This window comes from Thermodesulforhabdaceae bacterium, assembly GCA_037482015.1.
Lineage (GTDB): Bacteria > Desulfobacterota > Syntrophobacteria > Syntrophobacterales > Thermodesulforhabdaceae > JAOACS01.
This window is the reverse complement of the sequence record JBBFKT010000012.1, coordinates 1-23,467: the sequence shown is the minus strand read 5'-3', so window position 1 is coordinate 23,467 and position 23,467 is coordinate 1. Positions and strand designations below refer to the sequence as shown.

Here is a 23,467-nt window from a genome sequence, read left to right as displayed (position 1 = left end):
CACTACCTCCCACCTATTTTTTCTTTCCTTTAGGTTGTTCAGGTGGTTTTTCTACATACCTGTAGGTCTCAACCATACAATCGACATCAACTTCTCCATTACCTTTGCGTTTCATTGTAAAATCTCTGACTTTTAGCACTCTCTGAGTGTGAGCAAGTTCATCAAAAAACATTCCCACCTTGTTATAATCGCCTAACATCGTAAGATGTATAAGAATGGCAGCGTGATATTCTCTTAACTCTTCGCCTTTAGGTTCAAAGAGAATTAGTTGCTTCAAGCCAACTCGACCTCCGAGACCAGAAATATTCTCTAATATTGATGGAATTTCACGAATATCAGGCAGAAACACAAGCAATTCCTGAAGCTTAGCTTCTGCTTCAGTCAATTGCTTCTCTAAATCTTTGGACATTTTTTCAGCTCTTTTCAATTGATCTAAACGGTTTCTTGCTTCTTCAATCTCTTTTGTCTTCTGGGCAATTATTTTTTCATTGCCTTGGTATATAAAATACCAAAAACTTCCAGATATAATCAAAACAGTTCCTATTAAAATCGCAATTTTTTTTCTATTAGAAAGAGTTTTGAGATAAGATTCTATAACTTCTTTTTTCTGAGCAAGGTCATTTTTAAATTTCATGCTCTTTATCTCCAAACTATATCAAGGTTTCTTTGGCTCTTGTTTTTCCTTTGTCGAAGCTATAACTTGAGAAAAATTTTTATATTTGAACCTTAATTCAAATTTACGTAAAACATTACCGAAGTATTCTTCAGCCCTTGATACGACAAGATTTATATCTTCCTGAGGAGCAAAAGATGACTTTTCCAAACTTCTCATAAATTCTACTAGGGTCTCATTACTTTTAGCAAATCCTATAATTGTAACCACATTTCCTGAAAATCTAACTTCTTCAAACCACATACTATCTTCAGGGAGCAAAATTGTCATAAGTGCAAGAAGTCTAACAACATTATCCCTATCTCTTGTAAGACCTGATATAACTTCTGTTCTCTTTTTTACGTCGTTTAGCTTTGCCTGAAGATCCTTTAAGATTTTGTCATATTTTTCATACACCTTTATCTCAGCATCAAGCTGGCTTTTTTCCATATCCAGTTTTTTAATTTTTTGATCTTGATACTTCCACACAGCTCCAGTTATTGCAAGCTCCAAGATGATCACTAGTATATAAAGCCAAAACTGCCACATCAGGGTTTTGGGCTTTTCGATTTTTCTTTCTCGAAGAAGGTTTAGCCGTATCATTTCCCCTTGCCCTCCTCCTGCCTCAAAGCCAATCCAAAACATATCGCCATCTGAGGACCTATGGCTCTGACATAATCTGGATCTACATCCGATTCCACCTTAACTTTCTCGCTAGCAAGAGGATTAAAAATAAAAACGGGGATACCAAGACTTTTCTCGATTTGCAAAGCTATACCCGGAGATCGAGCCAGTCCTCCACTTAGAAATACTCTTTTTACTTTTTTGCCCTCGAGGCTTGAAAAATAATCCATAATGTTTTTCATCTCTGAAACCATTTGATCTATAAAAAACAGGAGGAGCGCTCTAACTTCATCTTCAGGATAGGCAATTACATCGGGATCGACAGTGCCTGTGATAAAACCATAAGCATCTTGGTAAGAAAGTGTGAATTTATCCATCAACTGAAAAATTAGTTCATTAGTTCCCATCAGGAAAGACTTGGTAAATGCTGGAAATTTATTTTCGATAATAACCGAAATACTTTTAGATGCCCCTATATCCACCAGAGCTATAACTTCATCGGCAGGAAGTCCTTCTGTTGCTTCGAATGCATTAAAAAGGGCAAAATAATCAACATCAAGAATGACAGGATAGAGTCCAGCAATGCTCATAAGCTTTTCATAATCATACACTATACCCCGCCTTGCATAGGCGATAAGGATAGTCAAGGTTCCTTCCTTGTTTTCTTCAAGAATATCCACTCCGTAAAAAACTTCATCAGGTGAGTACGTAATAAAATCTTTGATTTTATCATCAACGTAAGAGAAAACAGCGGATCTTTTCATTAGGGGGATACGAGGCATCTCTGTCATTATCTCGTTACCAGGCACACTAAGAACCACTTTTTTCCCTTCCAGATTCAGATTCTGCCACAGCTTTGATATTGTCTTTGCTACAGCTTTTATATCAGCAATGTGATGGCCATCAAAAGAACCCGAGGGATATTGAGCCATCCCAACTTTCTGAACTATGAATTCATTTCTGGTTTGCTTGAGTTGAAGAATTTTTGCGGAATGAGAACCAATATCCAAACCTATCAACGCCTTCTTTCTTCTTAAAAAGGCCATACCCTCATCCCTTTCTATTTTTGCGACACAATTATAGCCCCCAATCTTGCAAGTTAGCTGCTAATTCATATATACTTGCTTTTTGCAAAAAGCAAAAAAAAAATAAAAAAGGAGTTTTTATGGAAGAACAATCTCAAACACAAAGATCGCCACGTCAAATCGTTTGGGAATATGTCAAATCTATCATTATCGCTTTGATGCTTGCCCTGCTCATTCGAGCTTTTGTCGTGCAAGCGTTCAAAATTCCGTCCGGTTCAATGATACCTACCCTATTAATTGGGGATCACATCCTAGTAACCAAGTTCACCTATGACGTTAAAATCCCCTTTATAGATACAACTATCTGGCACAGAGCAACACCAACAAGAGGGGATATTATCGTGTTTAAGTATCCTCTGGATCCTGGAAAGGATTTTATCAAGCGAGTAATCGGGGTTCCTGGAGATAAGGTGTTCATAAAAAACAAACGCGTTTACGTTAATGATCGGGAACTTGAAGAACCCTACGTTCAACACACAGATTCTCGCATATTACCCGCTGAATTAAGCCCTAGGGACAACTTGGGCCCCATTAATGTCCCACCTAATAGCTTTTTCGTTATGGGCGATAACCGGGACGAAAGTTACGACAGCCGTTTCTGGAAATTCGTTGACATATCGGCGGTTAAAGGCAAAGCCTTTATAATATACTGGTCGTGGAATTCAAACGGCCACTTAAGCCTAAACCCAAATAAATTCTTCGTAAGATGGAGCAGGATTGGACGATTAATACGCTAAAAACAGGAGTTCAAAGTTTACTCAGCAATTTCCTTTTTCTGATTCCAAGATCTGCGAATCATAAGAATAATGTTTTCCCATTCTTTTTTAAGCACAGGCTTTATGCCCAAGATCATCTCAAGAAGATCCAGGTCGTTTAATTCAAGGATATTTTCAAAATCCTTTATTTGATCTTCTGAAAGGCTCTCCCCCTGTTGAGTCCAGAAATTTCTTAAAAGTGCCTCTAACTCAAGGTTTGCACGCCTAGAAACATGATATTTTATTTTCTTTTTGCGCAATGCAAGATTATCTCCTTCATTTAGGCTCATGGCATCCTTCTATGCCTTCTCCCAAACATGGTTTAATAATTCAAGCCATGAATTTTTATCTCGCGAAAAAACATGGTGTCTGGGAACATTAAGCCTAGCAAGCCTCCGCCATAATTCTCTTGCTCGTTCTTTCTGATCCTGATCATCACCAAGGACTATTACTATACCATCTTTGTAAGATAAAAAAATATCCTCACCTTGATCAACATCAAGAGGTATTACAACATCACAGTTCTGTAAAACAGTCAATCCAACAGTAATGAAAACCTTTTCTAACCGTTCTTCTGTAGATTCTCCAGGGCCTAAAATAACATGAGGTATGAATGACTCCTTTTTGAATGTCCACAAGAGATTATCAATACGAGTGGCTTCTATCGTGGAAGAAGTAATCACATGAACAGACCGAGAAAAACGTTCCACTATAGATTCTATAAGCTCACCCAGATCTCGATCTTTTCCCTTACGAGTAGTCTCAAAGAATATGACCATGGGATCCTTCTAACAGGTAAGATGAAAGGCTCCAGCTACTCGTTTGGCTTCTTTATAAGCTTCGTTAAAAGCATTCATAGCCTTACCGGTCCTTTCAGCAATCAGTTTTATACTTTTTTCTTCAAGTAACTTTCTCAGTGCATCATCTATTTTCATCAGACCGAAAAATCCTGTGCCAACCACCAACACTTCCGGTTCATAATCCAAAATATCTTGTATATCTTCTTCTCTTAGTTTATGCCCCTCTTTCCTCCACCAATTTGGAATAACACTATCACCGATAATTTTTAGGTCAGATTTATAGGTTTGCCCACTAACTACCATCGAACCAAAACCATACTTCTCTATCATGGATAACTCCTGAACCTAAATTTCAACCCCCACATGCCATACCATAGATTACCTCCAAGGACCCTCCCCCAAAATGCCTTCTTAAACCATCCAACAGATCACTTGAAGGATTAACCTTATACTCATCTCCTAAAAGCACCGTTACTTCCCCTTTTCCATCCACATCAAGCTTCAAGAACACAGGACAATTTCCCCTATGATCCACGATAAGATTACGCAATCGAAACAGATCATCCTTCTGAAGTTTATCTGTTCTCATATGAAGTATCAGTCTGTCTATTGATCGTCGCTCAGCTTCGTCTATGTCAATAATGTCCTTCACAATTATTTTAACACCAGATCGTCTTCCCCAACCAGTTTGCTGTTGAGCATCATCGGCGCTTCCAGCTTCTTCATCATCAAACCCTCCTATTTGGTTCTGAACAGTCCCTATCACCACAACAGGTTCATCTTCGTCGTGAAGTCGATCTCTCACCAGTGCATATGTTTCAGGAAAAGCAACCATTTCTATCAGACCTTCTTTATCCTCTAGCTGGAGAAACCCCATCTTTTCGCCTCTTCTTGTTGTCACCTCCTTTTCAAGCGAAAGAATGCCTGCAAGCACCACTTCAGCCCCATCTGGCATAGTTTCTACATCTCTAGAACTTCCACTACATATGTATTTCAGTCGTTCTTTGTAAATATCCATTGGGTGAGATGAAACATAAAATCCAAGAGATTCCTTTTCATATCGAAGCACTGTCTTTTCATCCCATGGAGGACACTCTGGAAGCTGGGCAGACAACATTGGCTTGACACCACTCTTAGACCCTTTTTTCCCCAGAAGCTCAAATAGAGTCCTTTGTCCTCCCTGACGCTCCTTCTGAAAAGCCTGAGCTCGTTCCAGCGCTTCATCTAGAGCAGCCATCACCTGGGACCGCTGAGGATGAATGGAATCAAAGGATCCACACTTGATAAGTTGTTCGATAATTCGCCTATTAACTTTTTGTAAATCAACTCGTTCGCAAAAATCGAAAATCGAACTAAATGGTCCATTTTTGGATCTCTCTTCCAAAATCGCTTCCACTGCTGCCTCTCCCACGTTTTTCACAGCAGCAAGTCCAAAACGTATTTTTCCGTTTGAAACACTAAAACCACTATTGCTAACATTAATATCGGGAGGAAGGACATCAATTCCTTTTTCTCTACATTCGTTTATTAGCTTAACTATCTTATCCGAATTGCTTAATACGCTATTCATGAGAGAGGCAGTGAATTCCAGGGGATAGTGAGCCTTAAGATAAGCTGTTTGATAAGTTATAAAGGCGTAGGCAGCACTGTGAGACTTATTAAAACCGTAGAGAGCAAACTTTTCCATTTGATCAAAGATCTTATTAGCTTTTTCTTCACTGATATTGTTTGCCTTGCATCCTTCCAGGAAGCGATTGCGCTGAGCCTGCATAACCTCTGGTATTTTCTTCCCCATGGCTCGACGAAGAATATCAGCTTCTCCAAGAGAATAATTAGCAAGAGTGCTCGCAATTTGCATAACCTGTTCCTGATAGAGGATAACCCCGTAAGTCTCTTCAAGAATGGGTCGGAGTTCATCGAGTTCGTATTTTATGGGGATTTCACCGTGTTTAGCTCGAATATACTGATCCACCATCCCGCTCTGGATAGGTCCAGGCCGATAAAGGGCAACAAGAGCCACGATGTCAGAAAAACGCTCTGGTTTAAGTCTAACCAGAATATCCCTCATGCCTGCACTTTCAAGCTGGAAAATGCCCGTTGTGTCACCCAGACATAAAAGCTCATAGGTTTTTTTGTCATCAAGCGGGATGTTTAACATATCGAGTTCTATTCCGTGATTTTTTTTAATCATCTCAACTGCATCTTTTATGAGTGTGAGATTTCTCAATCCCAAAAAGTCAAATTTTATAAGCCCGACCTTTTCGACATATTTCATAGAATATTGAGTAACCACTTCACCATTTTGGTCTCGATAGAGCGGCACATATTCGATTATGGGGCGATCAGCGATAACGATACCTGCGGCGTGAGTTGATGCGTGGCGGGCAAGTCTTTCTAATACAAAAGCAATATCGAAAAGCTCTCTGTACTGCGGATTTTGCATCCTAAGTTCTTCTAATCTGGGTTCTAGTTCAAAAGCTCTCTGAAGAGTCATTCCTAGAGAATCTGGGATTAACTTAGCGATTTTATCCACCTCTGAATATGGAACCCCTAAGGCTCTTCCCACATCACGAACTACTTGTTTTGCTTGCATCGTTCCAAAGGTGGTTATATGAGCAACTCGATCGGCTCCATATTTCTCCGTTACATATTTTAGAACTTCTTCACGCCTCCTTTGGCAAAAGTCCACATCAATATCAGGCATACTCACACGTTCTTCATTAAGAAACCTTTCAAAAAGAAGCCCGTGCTCGATAGGATCAATATCTGTTATACCCATAGCATAAGCCGCAAGACTTCCAGCAGCAGATCCTCTTCCAGGACCAACAGGAATACCCTGACTTTTTGAGTAACTAATAAAATCCGCCACTACAAGAAAGTAAGAGGCAAATCCTGTCTTTTTTATTACCGCTATTTCCTTCTCAAGCCTTTCCTGATATATCCGCCACTGATTTTCTCTCTGTTCATCTGAAAATCTTTGCTGAATCTTCTGCCACCTTTTTACAAGTCCACTCCGAGCAAGTTGTTCGAAACGACTCTCTGCAGTCTCGCCGTTGTCAAGAGGAAATTCCGGAAATATATGTTTGTCTAGCTGGATCTCAAGCTCACATCGGTCGCTAATCTCGATCGTGCTTTTGATCGCTTCTGGAATATGTCGGAATGCCAGAGCCATTTCATCAGGGGACTTAAAATATAGCTCATCAGTATGAAACCTCATTCGTTTCTCATCAAAAATAGTTTTATTAGTCTGTATACAGAGAAGTATTTCATGAGCCCTGGCATGATCTTTTTTCAAATAATGGCAATCATTTGTTGCAACCAGCTTAAGTCCCATTGACTTGGCAAGCCGAATTAACTCTTCATTAACCTGAGCCTGTTCCAATAATCCGTTGGCTTGAAGCTCTATGTAAAAATTTTCCAATCCGAAGATATCTACGTATTGCCCTGCCACATCTCGGGCTTTATCAGGGCGATTTTTCAGGATATTCCGTGCAATTTCTCCTTTCAAGCAACTCGAGAGAGCTATCAATCCCTTAGCATGAACAGATAGACGATCTTTATCTATGCAAGGTTTGTAATAGAAACCTTCCAGGTGGGCTGTAGAAACAATTTTCAAAAGATTTTTGTAACCTTCGAAATTCACAGCAAGAAGAACAAGATGATAGTTTTTGTCATCGTCGTCTTCTTTAATGCGTTTTGCTTCAACCGCTTGATCTTTCAAACCGTAAGGGGTTAGGTATATCTCACAACCTATAATCGGCTTTATACCAGCTTCCCTGGCTTTTTCGTAAAATTCCAAAGCTCCATACATGTTTCCATGATCGGTTATAGCAACGGCAGGCATACCGTAACTTTTAGCAGTTTTCACCAGATCACCTATTTTTATAGCCCCATCCAAAAGGCTGTATTCTGTGTGAACATGCAAATGAACAAAGGAAGACATAAATAAACTCCTTTTCTAAATCACCATAATGTATGTAAAATATTACTCCTGAAATCTATCGAAGAGGAGGTGCGATCAAAAACATTATGGCCTATTCCTACGAAGAACTTCAAGCACTTTACAAAATAGCCAAGATTATAACCAGCGGCAGTGAAATCCGTGATCAGTTCAAAAAGGTGCTCGACATTTTAAGCGAGGATCTTGGAATGAAACGGGGTATGATTTCTGTTCTAGATCTTTCTACCGGCGAGGTCTGGCTCGATGTTATCCAGGGTGTGAATATTCCCCCCGCTATGATTTCCTATCGCCCCGGTGAAGGCATCACAGGACAAGTGGCTCAAACGGGACGTCCCGTTGCTGTAGCCAATCTAGGACAAGAGGTTCATTTTCTCGATCGCACCGGTATCAGAAAAAACCTAAATAGATCAGAGCTTGCATTCTTTTGTGTTCCCATAAAATATCAAGAAAAAGTTGTCGGTGTTCTCTCCGCAGACAGTGTTTCGAAAAAAGATGAAAAAGATTTAGAAAGGGAACTTAATTTACTTACAGCCGTTGCCGATCTGCTAGGAAAATCTGTCTATGTTCGAGCCATCGAGGAAGAAAACTTAAGTTTAAGAAGAATTGTGGCTAACCCTAAAAGACCCAAGACCGACATCATCGGGCGATCAAAGGGGGTTCAAGACGTCCTGATACTTATTGACCAGGTAGCCCCATCTAATATGACGGTTCTAATTTACGGAGAAACTGGCACAGGGAAAGAGTTGGTCGCAAAGGCTATACACGAAAATAGTCCAAGAGCCAACGGACCCCTTGTCAGAGTAAATTGTGCCGCACTACCTGAGACATTGCTTGAAAGCGAACTCTTTGGTCATGAAAAAGGGGCATTTACCGGTGCTTTTACAAGGCGAAAAGGAAGGTTCGAAGAAGCTCACGGAGGCACCATATTTCTAGACGAAGTGGGAGAACTGCCTCTAGGCGCTCAGGCAAAGCTACTAAGAGTCCTGCAAGAACGGGAATTCCAGCCTCTTGGGTCTTCTAAAACCGTAAAGGTTGACGTTAGAATTATTGCCGCAACTAATCGGGATTTACAGAAAGAAGTTGAGAACGGGAAATTCAGAGCGGATCTTTATTATCGGCTTAACGCTTTTACCATTCATATTCCACCACTTCGGGATCGAGGAGCAGATATTCTACTACTTGCTGAACATTTTATTTCTAAGTATTCGCATGAACTGAGTAAATCCGTAAAAAGAATCTCTCCAACAGTAGCCGAAATTTTTCTGAATTACTTCTGGCCAGGAAATGTGCGAGAATTAGAAAATGTCATAGAGCGAGCAGTGTTAATGGCTACAGAAGATACAATTGAAGTTTTTCACTTGCCACCAACTCTTCAACCAAAAAACATCCCCCATTCTGAAAAATCTTTTGGAATTCTTAAATCCATGGTCGAATCCTATGAGAGATCTCTTATCATGGATGCCCTTCAGCTATCGGGTGGTAACGTATCTAAAGCAGCACGACTCCTCAAAACTACCAGAAGGGTTATTCAATATAAAGCTGCCAAGTATGGACTCAAAATTAGATCATCCTAATCAACAATCACCATTTCCTTTTTTGCACCGGAACATTAGGACTATAAGGAATAACCTGAGGTTCGCGATTATCGGGCTCAATTCGATGCCTACCAGGATAATACCTTACCTCAGGATATATAGCAAATTCACCTCTACATCCACTATCAACCCATACCCCGTGTTTATCGAAGCCCCAACTTTGTCCTTCTATACAAGGGCTTTTTGAAAACTGCTTCAAAAGCCTCACTTCTCCAACTACAACGCTCACCGGACAATATTGGTATCTTTCATGTTCGCTCTCGCAGGATATCTTTATCACCTTTGGACCGCTAACTCGCTCTTCTATTTCAAATTTTGCTCTACATCCATTAGTTACCCAGATTCCGTAGCGATCATACCCCCAGGTCTGTCCTTCAATGCAAGGAGCATCTGAAATCTGCTTGATCATTCTAACCGATCCCCTAACTTCAACCTCACAAAAGCGATACCGCATCTTGTGGCTTTCACAAACCACCACTTTAGCCTCAGACAAAACGGGATATAAAACTCCTAAGGCCACTAAAGAAACCAACCATATTAGATGTTTTTGTAGAAACATCATCGTATCTCCCTCGATAAAGCTATTGTTATTTTTCACTTCCCCGTTGCCGAGTCTTCATAAGCTCTGCATAAGTATTGATCTTCATAGCAATTCGGAGTGATGCCCCGTCTATCATTTTTCCATCGAGAGAGAATGATCCTTTGCCCTCTTTTTTCGATACTTCATAAGCTTCTATAATCCTTCGGCTTCTTTCAACATCTTCTTCACCTGGGGAAAAAACTTCTTCGATAATTGAGATCTGATCTGGGTGTATCGCCCATTTGCCATCACAACCTAAAGCAGCAGCAAGGAGACAAGATTTTCGGAGTCCATCTGGATCTTTGTAATTTCCATAAGGTGCATCAATCGCTGCAAGTCCTGCAGCTTTTGCCGCCATAATCATGCGACTTAACGGGAAATGCCAACGATGTCCCGGATAAAATTCTTCGGCTTCACCGTGTCCACTTACCCCTCGGGTCATCGCTCCAACTGAAGCAGCATAATCAGCAATACCAAAAACCAAAGTTTCCAATCTTTCTGAACTGAAGGCTATCTCTTTCACTCTAAGAAGTCCTTCCGCAGTTTCTATGGAGGCTTCCAATCCAATTTTTCCATCAGGTAATCCCACAGATCTTTCAATCTGAGTCAAAATATAATCCACAGCTTTAACTTCACAGGGGTGATTGACCTTAGGAATAACGATTGTGTCGATAGCCTTACCGGCTCTTTCAACAACATCCACAATATCACGATAGGCATAGGGTGAATCCATAGGATTTATACGAACAGAACGACTTCCACTCGCCCATTTCTCTTCTTCAAGAAGACATTCACTGATCATCTGGCGTGCTCGCGCCTTCTCGTCCACAGGAACACTATCCTCAAGATCAAACATCAGCACATCAACAGCAATGTTTCTGGCTTTTGCTAGCATTTTTTCTCTATTACCTGGGACTGAAAGGATGCAGCGACGCAATCTAAAAGGGCGATCCATAATTAAAACTCCTCACATCGTATAAAAGCTAAAGGAGGGGTTTGGGTTGCCACTGCTATATCAAAACAGCATAACGGATTTCTTAACCAAGAATAACCACTAAAAACCCCTCCAGTTTTTGATTGATATATTATTTTTTAACCATTTTTTCCCTAATAGCAGCCTGCGCCGCAGCAAGTCGAGCAACAGGAACACGATACGGAGAACAGCTCACATAATCCAGACCTATTTCGTGGCAGAAAGCAACCGAATGGGGTTCACCGCCATGTTCTCCGCATATACCGATTTTGAGATCCGGTCTGGTTCTGCGCCCTCGTTCCACAGCGATTTTCATTACTTCCCCGACACCATCTCGATCTATAATTTCAAAAGGATCATTATCCCAAATTTCCATCTCTATGTAATGATGAAGGAATTTTGCGGCATCGTCCCGGCTAATACCATAAACCGTCTGAGTAAGATCATTAGTTCCAAAGGAGAAAAATTCCGCTTCTTTGGCAATTTCTCCAGCTGTAATGGCTCCTCTTGGAACCTCGATCATCGTCCCAACGTGATAGTTTATAGAGATGCCCTTTTCCTGGAAAACCTGTTTTGCCACATCATCAACCACCTTTTTCTGATGGCGGAGTTCAAGAACATGTCCAACAAGAGGAATCATAATTTCTGGATCAACCGGTATTCCCTCCGCTGCGACCTCACAGGCCGCTTCAATAATTGCTCTGGCTTGCATAGCTGTAATCTCTGGATAAACAATTCCCAGACGGCAGCCGCGGTGACCGAGCATCGGATTAGCTTCGTGGAGGTTCTGTATCTTAGACCACAGTTCTTCAAAGGGTACCCCCATCTTTTTGGCAAGATCCGCAGCAGTTTTTTCATCAGCAGGCAAAAATTCATGGAGTGGTGGATCAAGAGTTCTAATAGTTACAGGAAGTCCGTTCATTACCCGGAAAATACCTTTGAAATCCTCTTTTTGCATGGGAAGAAGTTTTTGCAGGGCCTTTTCTCTTCCTTCCCTGTCTTTAGCAAGAATCATTTCTCGCACTGCATCGATGCGATCACCCTCAAAAAACATGTGCTCTGTTCTGCAAAGCCCGATTCCTTCTGCTCCAAAGGCTATTGCTATAGCAGCCTGATCAGGCTTGTCCGCATTTGTTCTGATGCCAAGGCGGCGATATTTATCTGCCCAGGACATAAGTTTCATATAATTCTGAACTATGGATGAGTCGTTCATTCCAAGAGTTTTCTCAACCACTACTCTCACAATTTCAGAAGGTTGAGTAGGAATCTGACCCAATAAAACTTCACCGGTAGATCCATCAAGAGAAATCCAATCTCCCTCTCTAACCACCAGGTCCCCAACGGCAAATTGGCGAGCTTTGTAATTTATATCCAAAGCGCCACAGCCAACGATGCAGACTTTGCCCATCTGTCTTGCCACAAGAGCCGCATGAGAGGTCATGCCTCCACGACTGGTAAGAATTCCTTGAGCAGCGTGCATACCTCGGATGTCTTCCGGGGACGTTTCCATACGCACAAGAATAACTTTTTCCCCTCGTTCTGCCCATTCTTCAGCATCAGGAGCGTTGAAAACAACTCTACCTGTAGCAGCTCCAGGACCGGCATTTAATCCCTTGGCAATAAGAGCTCCCTTTTTTATAGCGTCTTCTTTAGCTTTTATATCGAAAGTAGGTCTAAGAAGCTGTGTAAGCTGTTGAGGATCAACTCTAAGTACCGCTTCCTCTTCTGAAAGAATTCCCTCTTCAACCATTTCCACGGCGATCCTAAGAGCAGCAAAGGCGGTTCTTTTACCGGATCTAGTCTGCAGCATCCACAATTTTCCGCGTTCTATTGTAAACTCGATGTCTTGCATATCTCGATAATGACGATCAAGAATACGACGAATTCTTTCGAGTTCTGCATACACCTCGGGCATCGCTTCCTCTAAAGAAAGCACATCAGCATTATCACCTTTCTGAGCTTTGTTGATTGGTTGCGGTGTCCTTATACCGGCAACAACGTCTTCACCCTGAGCATTTATGAGATATTCGCCATAAAGAACGTTTTCTCCGGTAGCTGGATTTCTAGTAAAGGCAACACCTGTGGCGGAATCTTCTCCTAGATTTCCGAAAACCATTGCCTGAACATTAACAGCCGTGCCCATATCTGAAGGAATATTGTTAAGTTCTCGATAAGCGATAGCTCTGGGATTATCCCAGGACTTAAAAACGGCTCCAATAGCACCCCACAACTGTTCCCATGGATCATCCGGGAAGGTTACATTAAGGCGGTCCTTTATAAGCTTTTTATAAAGTCTTACTAGTTCTTTCAGATCATCGGCTGTAAGTTCATAATCATAGGTAACACCCCGATCGTGTTTCATGCGATCAAGAATTTCTTCAAAAGGATCTATTTCGTCTTTGGCAGCCGGCTTAAGCCCCAGCACTACATCTCCATACATCGCAACAAACCGACGATAACAGTCATAAGCAAAACGCTCATTATTTGCTTGCTTAGCCAAGCCTACAACAGTTTCGTCATTGAGACCCAGATTTAGGACAGTATCCATCATTCCGGGCATACTTACCGGGGCACCAGATCTTACAGACACTAAAAGGGGATTAGATGCATCCCCAAAACGCCTTCCCACGACTGATTCTATGTGGTGAAGAGCTGCTTCAACTTGAGGCTTCAATTCTTCTGGATAGGTTTCACCTTGAGAGTAAAAATAAGAACATACTTCAGTCGTGATGATAAAGCCTGGTGGAACGGGAATACCAAGATTTGTCATTTCGGCAAGATTTGCACCTTTGCCCCCCAAAAGACCTTTCATCTTAGCATTCCCTTCGGCTCTTCCCCCTCCAAAAACATAAACGTATTTCTTCACCATAACCTCTCTCCTACCCTATGAGAAAGTTTGCAATCAGTTAATAAAATCTTTAAGGCTTGGATAACACCAAGAAAATCGAAAAACCCCATCTTGAATCAAAGATGGGGTTTTATAGTAAAAAGTTTTTGGAAGAAAATAAAGTCTAGAGTTCTAACCAGGAATCTGAATATAGAGTATGTCCAAGAATGACTCGAGCAGTCTTAACGTAATCCTGCTCTTCCTTGGTAAGAGAACTCATATCTATGGGTTCGCCATCTTCTACCTTATACACAAGAGCTTCTAGTTCGGGACGCTTGCCCCGAGCTATAGCATGAAGATCTTTATCGAAGCAATCAACTATAGCTGATTGCATCCCCCAACGCTTCCATAAAATGAGCATTACTTGATTTAGAATTGGACGAAGATGCTCAGGAGCACCATTAGAAACGTTAGATAATCCTATTGTTGAACTGCAACCTGGAGCTATATCAGGGAACATCTTCATAAATGCCAGAGCGCTCATAATCTGGTTTTGCTGAACATTAACAGGGGTTTGAATTGGGTCTATATAAATTCTTTCTGGTGGAATGCCCATCTCAGTAGCTCTGAAAAGAAGTTCAGCGCAGAGCGCTCCACGCTCATTTTCATCTCGAGGCATCCCCTCAGGTCCCCACAAAAGTCCAACAAACTCAGCATCATATTCTTTTGCTAAAGGAAGAAGCGCCTCCATTCTCTCAGGGCGAACCATAATCGAGTTAATCATGGCTCTTCCTTTTTTGTGAACCTTAAGCCCCGCTGCTATAGCTTTTATATTAGAAGTGTCCAGGGCTAGAGGAAGGTCAACAACCTCGTGAATAACAGGCACTAGCCAGGACATCAATTCTTCTCCATATTTACCAGCCGGACCAATGTTAAGATCTATGTAATCCATTCCAGCTTCAGCCATCTGAACAGCTAGTTCTTGCAATGTCTTGGCATCCCTCTCTTTAAGCGCCTTACCATATTTCTTGCTTACAATGTTAAGATTTTCACCAATAAGTTTCATGAGAATCTCTCCTCCTTCTTAGAGGTGCCCATTTTGACCAACTTTACAACCAGGGGCAATCCTTTACTTTTCGATTACCCCTGGTAATTTTGCTTTTCCCTATGATTAATAAAAACTATTTAGGAGAAAAAGTCTTAAGGAATTTTGTAATCTGGCTAGCTTCTCGAGGACCAACCACAACATTATATCCAGCAAGTTCTTCCTCAAGCTCTCCACTTATAGCTGCCGCATAACCCGGAATTACCACACTCTTATGTTTAACCTTATCAAGAACTCCGCACTTCTTTATCCAGGCTCCCACATCTTCACCGGAGAACTTACCAGCAGCCCAAGCGGTCATAACAGAGAGTCCTTCAGTGTCCTTAACCACCAGCCATGCCGGCATACGGCTAGATTCAACTTCACCGGAAACGATAAAGTAAGTAAGAGAGAAGTTACAAGTAACAAGAACAGGTGCATTTTCATCCGGATTGTTAATAGGATAGACACCGGGTTCTGCTGTCATGGGTCGCTGTGGATCTGTAAAGATATTAAGCCGCTGCAAGAGAAGCGGGAAAACAAAATGAGGTTGTAAATCGCTTAAAAGGACTATACCTCCGTATTTTGAAATAAAAGTTGCGGCAACCATAACTTCTTCTTCAGGGCTGGAAGCCATTTCGTTAGCGAAAACAATGGTTGGAAATCCAAGAGGTCTCGCTCTATCAACAAGAGCAGCTCTTCGGATCTGGACACTATGAGTAAAAGCTGTCTTTAGATCTCGAACACCGGTGTCTATGACGATGTCTTTAATTTCCATTTTCATGAGATTCTGAGTGATCTTCATAACCGTGTCAAGCGTGCCGTCGCTTCTTACAGCCACAGGGCAGTCATATTTTTTGGCAATAGGTGCCATCTTAGGACCGTTCTTCATAGTCACCGCGTAGATTAGTGGCTTTCTATCTTTGGCAACGGCGAGAGCTGCTTCCATTACATCAGGATTGGGAGAAACAAGTATAAGCGCTGCATCGGTAAGTCCCATGATTTTTTCTACAAAGGCTTTATACTTTGCCGGATCGTTGGTTTTATCCTGAATTGCGATAAATTCGGGACGCATTAACACGCCGACTCGTTCAAACTGCAGGGCTTTAAAACGATCCAACTTGCCCTGAACGGAAGCATCATCTTCATCCGTTGAAATAACACAGCCAAGTCCAGTTGGATTATTGAAAGTTTTCTCATGACGAAACTGAACTAATTCTCCACCGACTTTGGTTGCATAATTACCCGTACCTATAACTACGGTTCTAATCGGGGGAGCCGACTGTTCCGCAAGAATCTTCTTTGCCTCTTCCGACACATAAGGACAGGAGGCAAGCTCAGCCTTGCCAGCCGCAAGGTTCATTGCAAAAGCAAGACACGTAGAAACTCCACACTCACCACAATTTGTCTTAGGAAGCAATTTAAAAATCTCAATTCCGGTCATTCCCATTGTTTAGTCTCCTCCTCACCATTTCGAGAGAACCAAACAGGAAGATGACAGGTATCCCCAGATTATCACCTGTCATCTTCCCACTCTTATTCAAATACTACCAACCTTCCTCCTTAGATTCTCCACCAGCTCCCCAATCGGCTTCACCAGCTGCTTCTTCACCCCATTCGGCTTCACCAGCAGCCGCTTCCTCAGCGGGTGCTGCGGCGGCTTCAGCCGCTTCTGCAGCAGCCGGCATTTCACCACCCAGAATAGGAGGCATAGAAAGAGCCGGATGGCCTACCTTTTTGAGGAACTCAAGAACTTCTTCCTCTGTAACACCATCTTCTTCCGTTGCAATCATATCGATAAAGTTAGGAATACCAATTTCTTCACCACGCTTTATTAGTCGCTCTCGAATTTCTTCCTTCAGCATCTTGGGCATCCACACGAGCCTCTTTATACCGCCATCGCCAGCAATGAATTTCCTCTGAGTGATATTATACTTGCTATGTCCAACGAAACCAGGTGTTACCGCTCCACCACCAATGGTTCCAGCAAGAGTCGTAAACTTCATTCCGCATGGTGTCATACCAGTATATTCTCGGTTTACTGTCATAACACCGTTGCAGAGCGGAAGAACCGCCGCAATACATTCACAACAACCACAGGTTGTCATTGGGTCATAAACAACACTGTAGAAATTGTAGCTCTTAATAGCTCCTCGCGACGCCCTTTCAACAAATTCATTAACCCCTTTAAAGTTCCCAAGAACCGGATTCAAAACCTCCCCTTTAGGACAGGGCTGGTTAGGACCGGTTGGGTTTATTTCGTAAGAGGCTTTGCAATCGAGCCAGTTGTATGCTCCACAGAGACCTGTTCTCTCAGGGCTTATAACGCACACGTGAGTAGGAGCAAAGGACTGGCAGAGCACGCAGGAGTAGAAAATATCCGTAGTCTCATCAGTCATACCTTCAATACGCTCATCTCTCATCTTATAGCGAGCTTGGGCAATCTTTAGGAGTTCTCGCACCTTATCTTCTTCAGTATATATTTTTATCTGGCATTTGTCGAAAATAGCTCCAAAATCCTGATGGAATTTAGCATGGAGAATCTTCCCTATATGTTCAAGAGTAAATCCTTTTTCTACGGCAGACTTGCTGATACGATACCAGGCTATATCGCGCTGTCCAATATGCATTACGCCCTGAGCATAGTTAATAAGATGGTGAATTTGACGTTCTAGAATTGGCTCATAATCTTCTTGCATCTTACGACCCGCTACCTCAACTATAACACCAAGCGGCAGGTTCGAACCAGGTGGCACATCTTTGATGTCAGGACCGATAACCTCCACCTTCCCGTCTTCAACTTCGTGCATTTCAGCAATACGCACAAGCTCAAAGCAAGGAGTCTTACCACCACCACATTCAAGATAGACATCATCCTTACGTACTCGCTCACCTTCGAAGGCTGGACCGTAAGACACAGGAACAGGAACTTCCGTAACCGTTACTTTAAGACCTCTAACTTCAATCGATTTTGCCACAATCTGATCGTGAGGCACATTAGAAACAACATGTTCGTAAGTGCATACACCTGTCGGTAGAATTTCTGGAATATCCGTATCGGCGATTGTCGGGAAGCCCCAGTTAATAGCACCAGCAGCATTCGCTGCCCATTCAGCATTTACTTCACCAAGAGCATTAACGAAGGCGAAGATACGATCCTTGTTATATAGAAGGATCCTTTTGTAATCACCAGGCTGGACACCACCAAAAGCCATAGCTGCACGGTTTGCAAAACCGAGAGCAAACACAGCCGCAGAAATTTCAGGGCCGAAAGGCACAAGACGTGTATTCCATCCGATCTGAACTCCCGCTTGAATAAGCTGTTCGGTAAAGGTTGTGCCATTCTGATTGGCGCACATAAAGACGTAAATAGCCTTCTTCTGATATTCTTCCGCAATCTTTTTAGCGGTTTCAACATCGGGGGCTGCACCTACAATAGCAACAAACCCAGGGGCAGTTCCATCGACGAATTCCACACCGCGCTTTCTCATAATAACGTCATCGGCAGCACCAACCCAGATCTTTCCGTTTTCGATATCGGGATCTTCTTGAGGATAATAGAAATCAGGCTCTTCAAGGTAGCGAATCGCTTCCAGAATTTCTTCAGCAAGAATTGCTGCCATACCCGCATCCAGAGTATTACCAAGATAGGGAGTGTAAATTCTTTTGCTTATATGAGGGGGAAGCAACTGCTTGCATCTATTCAAAACCTGCTCAGCATCTCCGAGTTTTTCAACTTTTATTCCAAGAATTGAATAAATAATAGGAAGGTAATAAGCAGTGTTCGGAAAGCCTATGGGCTCATTTGGCCCATATTTATCCATTGTCTGCTTCCATTTGCCTTCCACTTTTGCAACAATGTTATAAGCACCCTGTATTGCTGCAAATGCTACCAATCTCGACATATCTTTACTCCTTTTCTTAAGGATATTTTCTTAAGCCTTTCTGATCTTCCATGACCGCCCTTCTTGGGAAAATTTGCCATGCCCGGGATCCCAGGAATATCCCAGGATCCCCAAAATACCTTACATAGTCTCCAAGGCTCGACGGTCAGCCATATCGAAAAGTTTTCTTTCGCGCGGACCCATAATGCCGAGAGCCATACGTCTCTCGTCAATATGGGCTATCATTTTACGAGCCATATCGTATGGATCATCAGAAAAATCCCATTTTCCAAGTCCAAGCTCCGCTAATCCTTCAAACAGGAATTTTTGGAACTTGGTTCCCTGAACGACAGGGAATGTTCCTCCAAAAACAGTGTAAACTCCTGAACATACGAAGTAATGACCAATCGATATAGCTTTTTCACTCATCCACTCAGGCGCTGCTCCAGCTACAGGCAGATCAGCTATACTATTACCCAACCCTCCAATGCGAACCATTTCAGCACAAGCAACAAGAATACGGCTATTGTCCACGCAGGAACCAAGTCCTAGAACAGGCGGCATACCAACAGTTTCGCAAACTTCAGCAAGTCCATCTCCAGCAAGAACAGCCGCATCAGGTTTCATTAGACCAGCTTTAGCAAGAGCAATCTGGGAACAACCGGTTTGAACCACAAGAACATTGTTCTTTATCAACTCTTTAACAAGCTCCACATGGAAATAATCCTGCCTTACGCGCGGGTTGGTGCAACCAACAACACCAGCAACACCCCTAATACGCCCATTTATAATATTTTCATTCAAAGGCTTATAAGAAGCTCGGAAGGTTCCACCAAGCATATAATTAATATATTCATGAGAAAATCCATGAATACCTAGATCTCTACGCTGTGGAATGACTATTCTTTCGGGTCGAGCATTCTTAAACCGCTCAATAGCCATCTTGACTATCTTATCAGTGCATTCCCTTGGGCTTCTCTCATGAAATTCAATGTGCTCGGCTCCCTCAATTTTACATCGAGGGTTAGTGGTGAAAAACTTTGTTCCATAACATTTAGACATGGTGACAAGAGATTGTTTAATACACTGCACATCAACTGCCATCGCATCTACAGCACCAGTTGCAATAACCACTTCCGTGCTCATGAAGTTACCGGCATGCGGAACCCCATGTCGGCTAAGAACTTCAGCACCGGAACAGCACATCCCAAGGAGTTGAATTCCCGCTGCACCAGCGGCTTTGGCTTCTTCAATAAGTGCAGGATCATTAACCGAATCGATCATAGATTCAAAAAGATTGGGCTCATGACCATGAACGATAATGTTAACATGATCTTCCTTGAGATATCCCATATTAACACCAGCTACCAGAGGCTTGGGAGTTCCAAAGAGAATATCCGAGATTTCAGTTGCTACCATCGAACCGCCCCAACCATCCGCAAGAGCCGTCCTACCACATTGTAAAACAATATTTTGATAATCCTGATCTACACCCATATGAGAGCGATGCATAATTTCCATAATTTCTCTCATCGCACCTCGAGGAACCAGCCCATACTTTCTCCATGTCTCCAAAGTCTTAGGAGGAACGCGCTTTGCAAAAGGAATTTCACCTTCAACCTGAGTGTAGGTCCTTTCCAATTCATGATAAAGTTCTTTTGCCACAGTAAGGGTATCTTTACCGTCAACGGAAATACCTATGCTCTTTGCTACTTCTCTAAGTTTTACTTCATCCTTTATCTGATAGTCTTTAATATGACCATTTACTACATCGCGGAAAACATCAAGCATGGTCATGCCGTGGTCAGTATGAGCTGCACAGCCGCTTGCTACCATGCGAGCAAAGTTACGAGCCTGAATTGTATCGATAGTTGCACCACAAACACCAACTCTTGAATATGGATCTTTCGGATTTAAGCGGCATGGTCCCATTGCACAGTGCTTACAGCAAGCAGATTCCACTCCAATAGGACAAGGCTTCATTTCAGCAGCACGCTGAAATGCCGTTTCCACCCCATCTTCTGCAGCCTTCTGGAGCATCATAAGGGTGGCTTCACAGGTGGTAAATTCTCTGAAATCATACTGTTTTTTCTTTTCTTTCTTTTCTACTTCCGCCATAGTTACACCCCTTTTTACCCCTTCTTGGGGATTTTTATTAGGAAAATTAAAACCTTATGCCATCATCTTTTCAATGTAGCTCTTCACAAGCTTAACACTTTCGGGATGACGAAGTATCACAACATCTGATCCCGCAAGAAGAAAACTTACTGCCGTAACAACCTCCATCATGACAGCTCGCTTTTTAGGATCTCCAAGTTCTGGGGCTTCTTCTACAGTCTGTCCTGCCTCTTTGGTCTTCCAAACTTCAATACCAATGTTGTTAATTATAGGATTAGCCAGCTTGTCATCTCCCTGAGCCAGCGCTGCCTGGGTAATACGCTCCATGACCGAATAGGTATATTCCAAACCGTAACCCAAGGCTCCCGTTGTAGGATCAATAAGAATGTTGTCATCTCTTACACCCAGGTTCCCAAGAAGAACGTTAAGCTGCTTAGCAAGGTTAACATCTATTGGGGTAGACGCAACAACTACATGACCATAAGCCATACAGGAGGCTCCAATTTGTTTATGATCGCCCTCTTCTGTAGGAGCTATCGCAAGATGTTTTCCGCTGCACTGCTCAGTCACAAGGCGCATAACTTCTATGTCTTTCTCATGATTTCCAACTCCCCAGACGATAACCGGAACATCCACAGCATCCACGACTTTTTTCACAACAGCAGCTACTTCCTCAGCCGGACGGTTATCAGCGTTTGGATCCGCACTTCTTGTCTGGAGAGCTATCATCTCAGCGCCATACACATCAACACACTTCTTTGCCCATGCTGCCGCATCCCCCAAGACATCAGCGAAAGGCTCCTTTGCCGCATCAGGCCAATCAGCACCTGGATCCTTATCCCACACTTCCATAGCAATCCTTGGGGGATTGGGCATTGAACCTTCAAAGGTGTAAAATGGAAAACAAGACCGCCCCCCCACTGTCACCGCTTTGGGACCGGTTCCAATCGTCACTTGACGAATAGCTCCAGTATATTTTTGTTTTGTCGGTTCGAATGCCAAGGCTCTTCCTCCTTTCTGGTTTGTTATTTCCACATTAGACCACTATAAACCCACACTTCGACTAACCTACTTGAGTGAGGATCACATCTTTTGAGAAAAGTTTTTGATGTGTCCTACACTATTATCTAGCAGATGACCTTTCGTTATAATTTAAACTAACCTGACTGTAAGATTTAAGTATGATAAAGAAAATTCCAAATGTCAAGCACAATCATTGTGAAGATAATAACAACATCTAAAAAGCACTTGGTATGAAGCGCCAACGACGCTCTTCCTTGTATGTTGTGATTTTAGGATCATACTTTTCCGAGCGCTGAGTTCTTTTAACTACAAGCAATTCTCCACACCACTCAAGCACTACCGTTTGATAGGGACTACAAAGAGCCGTTTGCTCAAGAGGAAGGCGACACCAGGTAAAATGCTCAATTTTTTCTTTAGACCAACGATTCGGATAATAATCGGAAGGATTAAAACTAAAAAAACCATTCAAAATCATGTGACGGACCACAACATGGCGAGGGGGAGACGGAATAGCTTTTTTAAGGCGAGCTTCAACCTTTGCAAGAACAATTTTTGATGTTTTCTCAAATACAATCTGGGTGGGAAATTCATCTCCCGGGGGATTGTTGCCAAAATTTCTCCTAACACTTAAATAATCGAAAAGATCTCGCAGTATTTTTCTAGCATCCCAAAAGTCCAAATCGGTAAAAATATGATGTGCATAACCTTTTACAGTAGGATGAGCGTAGATTATTTTTGCCACAAAAACCTCCTTGCGTCATGGGCTCCTTAATGACACCCACAACCACATTCGCAAGAGGCCTGCTCTTCAGACGTCACAAATCCTATATGCTCAAGCCCATACATTGACACAAGGTTATCTATCTCTTCCCGATAAACTAAATGAACAAGATGATTTTTTACAGATGGAAGTCGTGTCACATAAGGCTTTATTACTTCATCAAGCCAAGCATACTGTGAAGATACACAAAGGGTATCCAAGACCGACTGTTCAGGGGAGCTGGATATACAAAAGGGGAACCAAGAACCATTTTGAGCCTGCAAGAATCCAACATAAAAAGTTCGAGAAACTTCATAGGTTTTCTTAAATTCTTCTATTGATAGGAACTCACACTGCATAATCCGTAACCTTTCTATTCAAATTACTTTTTACGTTTAGGAGCCCAACTGCTAAATTTATTCCTACTTGCTAGCCTTAACAGCAAGCCTTGTAACACAACAACCAAAAATTTATCCCTTCATTTTTGGCGTATTCAGGCACCAATATTTTAATTCACCAAAAGGCGCTTTTAATATATCATCCACAAAAGGAAAGACAATAGATTAAGAATAGTGGATCAGATTCTTTTGGGGTGTTTTGTAAGAATTTAATTATGAAAAAGATTATTAATTAAATAAAAAAGGATCGGCGGCGACCTACTTTCCCACGAAGCTACCTTCGCAGTATCATCGGCGCTGAGGGGCTTAACTTCCGTGTTCGGGATGGGAAACACCCGTTCCCATCCC

Annotated in this window: 19 protein-coding genes and 1 rRNA gene; 2 read left to right on the top strand and 18 right to left on the bottom strand. The window is 42.2% G+C overall.

Annotated features, from left to right (window positions below; genetic code table 11):
- Window positions 1-13: 13 nt before the first annotated feature.
- The 3 genes from pilO to pilM are packed head-to-tail and all read right to left on the bottom strand — an operon-like array spanning window position 14 to window position 2,322.
- A complete protein-coding gene (gene pilO, locus WHS38_10870; protein ID MEJ5301478.1) occupies window positions 14-634 on the bottom strand; it encodes a type 4a pilus biogenesis protein PilO in 621 nt (206 codons plus the stop codon).
- A gap of 21 nt (window positions 635-655) precedes the next feature.
- Window positions 656-1,255 carry a PilN domain-containing protein gene (locus WHS38_10865; protein ID MEJ5301477.1) on the bottom strand — a complete coding sequence of 200 codons (600 nt, stop codon included), beginning with the start codon at window positions 1,253-1,255 and terminating at the stop codon, window positions 656-658.
- Window positions 1,252-2,322 carry a type IV pilus assembly protein PilM gene (gene pilM / locus WHS38_10860; GenBank protein MEJ5301476.1) on the bottom strand — a complete coding sequence of 357 codons (1,071 nt, stop codon included), beginning with the start codon at window positions 2,320-2,322 and terminating at the stop codon, window positions 1,252-1,254. The genes WHS38_10865 and pilM overlap by 4 nt, the downstream gene beginning before the upstream one ends.
- A 119-nt stretch (window positions 2,323-2,441) precedes the next feature.
- Between pilM and lepB the strand changes: the two genes are divergently transcribed.
- The gene (gene lepB / locus WHS38_10855; GenBank protein MEJ5301475.1) at window positions 2,442-3,098 is read left to right on the top strand and encodes a signal peptidase I; all 657 of its coding nucleotides are present in this window, start codon (window positions 2,442-2,444) and stop codon (window positions 3,096-3,098) included.
- Between the two features lie 17 nt (window positions 3,099-3,115).
- Here lepB and WHS38_10850 read toward each other — a convergent pair whose 3' ends face one another.
- From WHS38_10850 to dnaE, 4 genes are read right to left on the bottom strand one after another with little or no spacing between them, the layout of a single operon-like run.
- A complete protein-coding gene (locus tag WHS38_10850) occupies window positions 3,116-3,406 on the bottom strand; it encodes a succinate dehydrogenase assembly factor 2 (GenBank protein MEJ5301474.1) in 291 nt (96 codons plus the stop codon).
- 9 nt (window positions 3,407-3,415) lie between these two features.
- Window positions 3,416-3,895 (bottom strand): DNA polymerase III subunit chi, encoded by a 480-nt coding sequence (locus WHS38_10845; GenBank protein ID MEJ5301473.1) that lies wholly within the window; start codon window positions 3,893-3,895, stop codon window positions 3,416-3,418.
- A gap of 9 nt (window positions 3,896-3,904) precedes the next feature.
- Complete coding sequence (locus tag WHS38_10840) at window positions 3,905-4,246, bottom strand: MTH938/NDUFAF3 family protein (GenBank protein ID MEJ5301472.1); 342 nt, start codon at window positions 4,244-4,246, stop codon at window positions 3,905-3,907.
- Between the two features lie 22 nt (window positions 4,247-4,268).
- Window positions 4,269-7,859, bottom strand: a complete 3,591-nt coding sequence (gene dnaE / locus WHS38_10835; GenBank protein ID MEJ5301471.1) for a DNA polymerase III subunit alpha — start codon at window positions 7,857-7,859, stop codon at window positions 4,269-4,271.
- 86 nt (window positions 7,860-7,945) lie between these two features.
- Between dnaE and WHS38_10830 the strand changes: the two genes are divergently transcribed.
- Window positions 7,946-9,451 (top strand): sigma 54-interacting transcriptional regulator, encoded by a 1,506-nt coding sequence (locus tag WHS38_10830; protein MEJ5301470.1) that lies wholly within the window; start codon window positions 7,946-7,948, stop codon window positions 9,449-9,451.
- Window positions 9,452-9,458: 7 nt separating this feature from the next.
- On the opposite strand, the gene WHS38_10825 is transcribed toward WHS38_10830, so the two are convergent.
- The 11 genes from WHS38_10825 to rrf all read right to left on the bottom strand — a co-directional run.
- Window positions 9,459-10,034 (bottom strand): DUF3011 domain-containing protein, encoded by a 576-nt coding sequence (locus tag WHS38_10825; GenBank protein ID MEJ5301469.1) that lies wholly within the window; start codon window positions 10,032-10,034, stop codon window positions 9,459-9,461.
- 25 nt (window positions 10,035-10,059) lie between these two features.
- On the bottom strand, window positions 10,060-11,007 hold the full coding sequence (locus tag WHS38_10820; GenBank protein MEJ5301468.1) for a CoA ester lyase: 948 nt from the start codon (window positions 11,005-11,007) through the stop codon (window positions 10,060-10,062).
- 130 nt (window positions 11,008-11,137) lie between these two features.
- Window positions 11,138-13,894 (bottom strand): pyruvate, phosphate dikinase, encoded by a 2,757-nt coding sequence (ppdK, locus tag WHS38_10815; protein MEJ5301467.1) that lies wholly within the window; start codon window positions 13,892-13,894, stop codon window positions 11,138-11,140.
- 142 nt (window positions 13,895-14,036) lie between these two features.
- A complete protein-coding gene (locus WHS38_10810) occupies window positions 14,037-14,918 on the bottom strand; it encodes a dihydropteroate synthase (GenBank protein ID MEJ5301466.1) in 882 nt (293 codons plus the stop codon).
- Between the two features lie 115 nt (window positions 14,919-15,033).
- Entirely contained in the window at window positions 15,034-16,386 is a 1,353-nt protein-coding gene (gene acsC, locus WHS38_10805; protein ID MEJ5301465.1) for an acetyl-CoA decarbonylase/synthase complex subunit gamma, read from the bottom strand.
- Window positions 16,387-16,483: 97 nt separating this feature from the next.
- Window positions 16,484-18,841, bottom strand: coding sequence for an acetyl-CoA decarbonylase/synthase complex subunit alpha/beta (acsB, locus tag WHS38_10800; GenBank protein ID MEJ5301464.1), 2,358 nt, complete (start codon window positions 18,839-18,841; stop codon window positions 16,484-16,486).
- A gap of 120 nt (window positions 18,842-18,961) precedes the next feature.
- Entirely contained in the window at window positions 18,962-20,938 is a 1,977-nt protein-coding gene (cooS, locus tag WHS38_10795; GenBank protein MEJ5301463.1) for an anaerobic carbon-monoxide dehydrogenase catalytic subunit, read from the bottom strand.
- Window positions 20,939-20,992: 54 nt separating this feature from the next.
- Window positions 20,993-21,940 (bottom strand): acetyl-CoA decarbonylase/synthase complex subunit delta, encoded by a 948-nt coding sequence (locus WHS38_10790; GenBank protein ID MEJ5301462.1) that lies wholly within the window; start codon window positions 21,938-21,940, stop codon window positions 20,993-20,995.
- Between the two features lie 235 nt (window positions 21,941-22,175).
- The gene (locus WHS38_10785) at window positions 22,176-22,703 is read right to left on the bottom strand and encodes a hypothetical protein (protein ID MEJ5301461.1); all 528 of its coding nucleotides are present in this window, start codon (window positions 22,701-22,703) and stop codon (window positions 22,176-22,178) included.
- A gap of 26 nt (window positions 22,704-22,729) precedes the next feature.
- Window positions 22,730-23,080: a hypothetical protein gene (locus tag WHS38_10780; protein ID MEJ5301460.1), complete on the bottom strand. Its 351-nt coding sequence runs from the start codon at window positions 23,078-23,080 to the stop codon at window positions 22,730-22,732.
- Window positions 23,081-23,364: 284 nt separating this feature from the next.
- Window positions 23,365-23,467, bottom strand: a 5S ribosomal RNA gene (rrf, locus tag WHS38_10775); the annotation flags it as partial.

Coding starts and splice junctions, on each gene's coding strand:
- WHS38_10840 (MEJ5301472.1), bottom strand. CDS start 4,246: ATGATAGAGAAGTATGGTTTTGGTTCGATGGTAGTTAGTGGGCAAACC.
- lepB (MEJ5301475.1), top strand. CDS start 2,442: ATGGAAGAACAATCTCAAACACAAAGATCGCCACGTCAAATCGTTTGG.
- WHS38_10845 (MEJ5301473.1), bottom strand. CDS start 3,895: ATGGTCATATTCTTTGAGACTACTCGTAAGGGAAAAGATCGAGATCTG.
- WHS38_10825 (MEJ5301469.1), bottom strand. CDS start 10,034: ATGATGTTTCTACAAAAACATCTAATATGGTTGGTTTCTTTAGTGGCC.
- WHS38_10820 (MEJ5301468.1), bottom strand. CDS start 11,007: ATGGATCGCCCTTTTAGATTGCGTCGCTGCATCCTTTCAGTCCCAGGT.
- ppdK (MEJ5301467.1), bottom strand. CDS start 13,894: ATGGTGAAGAAATACGTTTATGTTTTTGGAGGGGGAAGAGCCGAAGGG.
- WHS38_10865 (MEJ5301477.1), bottom strand. CDS start 1,255: ATGATACGGCTAAACCTTCTTCGAGAAAGAAAAATCGAAAAGCCCAAA.
- acsC (MEJ5301465.1), bottom strand. CDS start 16,386: ATGGGAATGACCGGAATTGAGATTTTTAAATTGCTTCCTAAGACAAAT.
- acsB (MEJ5301464.1), bottom strand. CDS start 18,841: ATGTCGAGATTGGTAGCATTTGCAGCAATACAGGGTGCTTATAACATT.
- WHS38_10830 (MEJ5301470.1), top strand. CDS start 7,946: ATGGCCTATTCCTACGAAGAACTTCAAGCACTTTACAAAATAGCCAAG.
- WHS38_10850 (MEJ5301474.1), bottom strand. CDS start 3,406: ATGAGCCTAAATGAAGGAGATAATCTTGCATTGCGCAAAAAGAAAATA.
- pilM (MEJ5301476.1), bottom strand. CDS start 2,322: ATGGCCTTTTTAAGAAGAAAGAAGGCGTTGATAGGTTTGGATATTGGT.
- WHS38_10810 (MEJ5301466.1), bottom strand. CDS start 14,918: ATGAAACTTATTGGTGAAAATCTTAACATTGTAAGCAAGAAATATGGT.
- pilO (MEJ5301478.1), bottom strand. CDS start 634: ATGAAATTTAAAAATGACCTTGCTCAGAAAAAAGAAGTTATAGAATCT.
- WHS38_10780 (MEJ5301460.1), bottom strand. CDS start 23,080: ATGCAGTGTGAGTTCCTATCAATAGAAGAATTTAAGAAAACCTATGAA.
- dnaE (MEJ5301471.1), bottom strand. CDS start 7,859: ATGTCTTCCTTTGTTCATTTGCATGTTCACACAGAATACAGCCTTTTG.
- cooS (MEJ5301463.1), bottom strand. CDS start 20,938: ATGGCGGAAGTAGAAAAGAAAGAAAAGAAAAAACAGTATGATTTCAGA.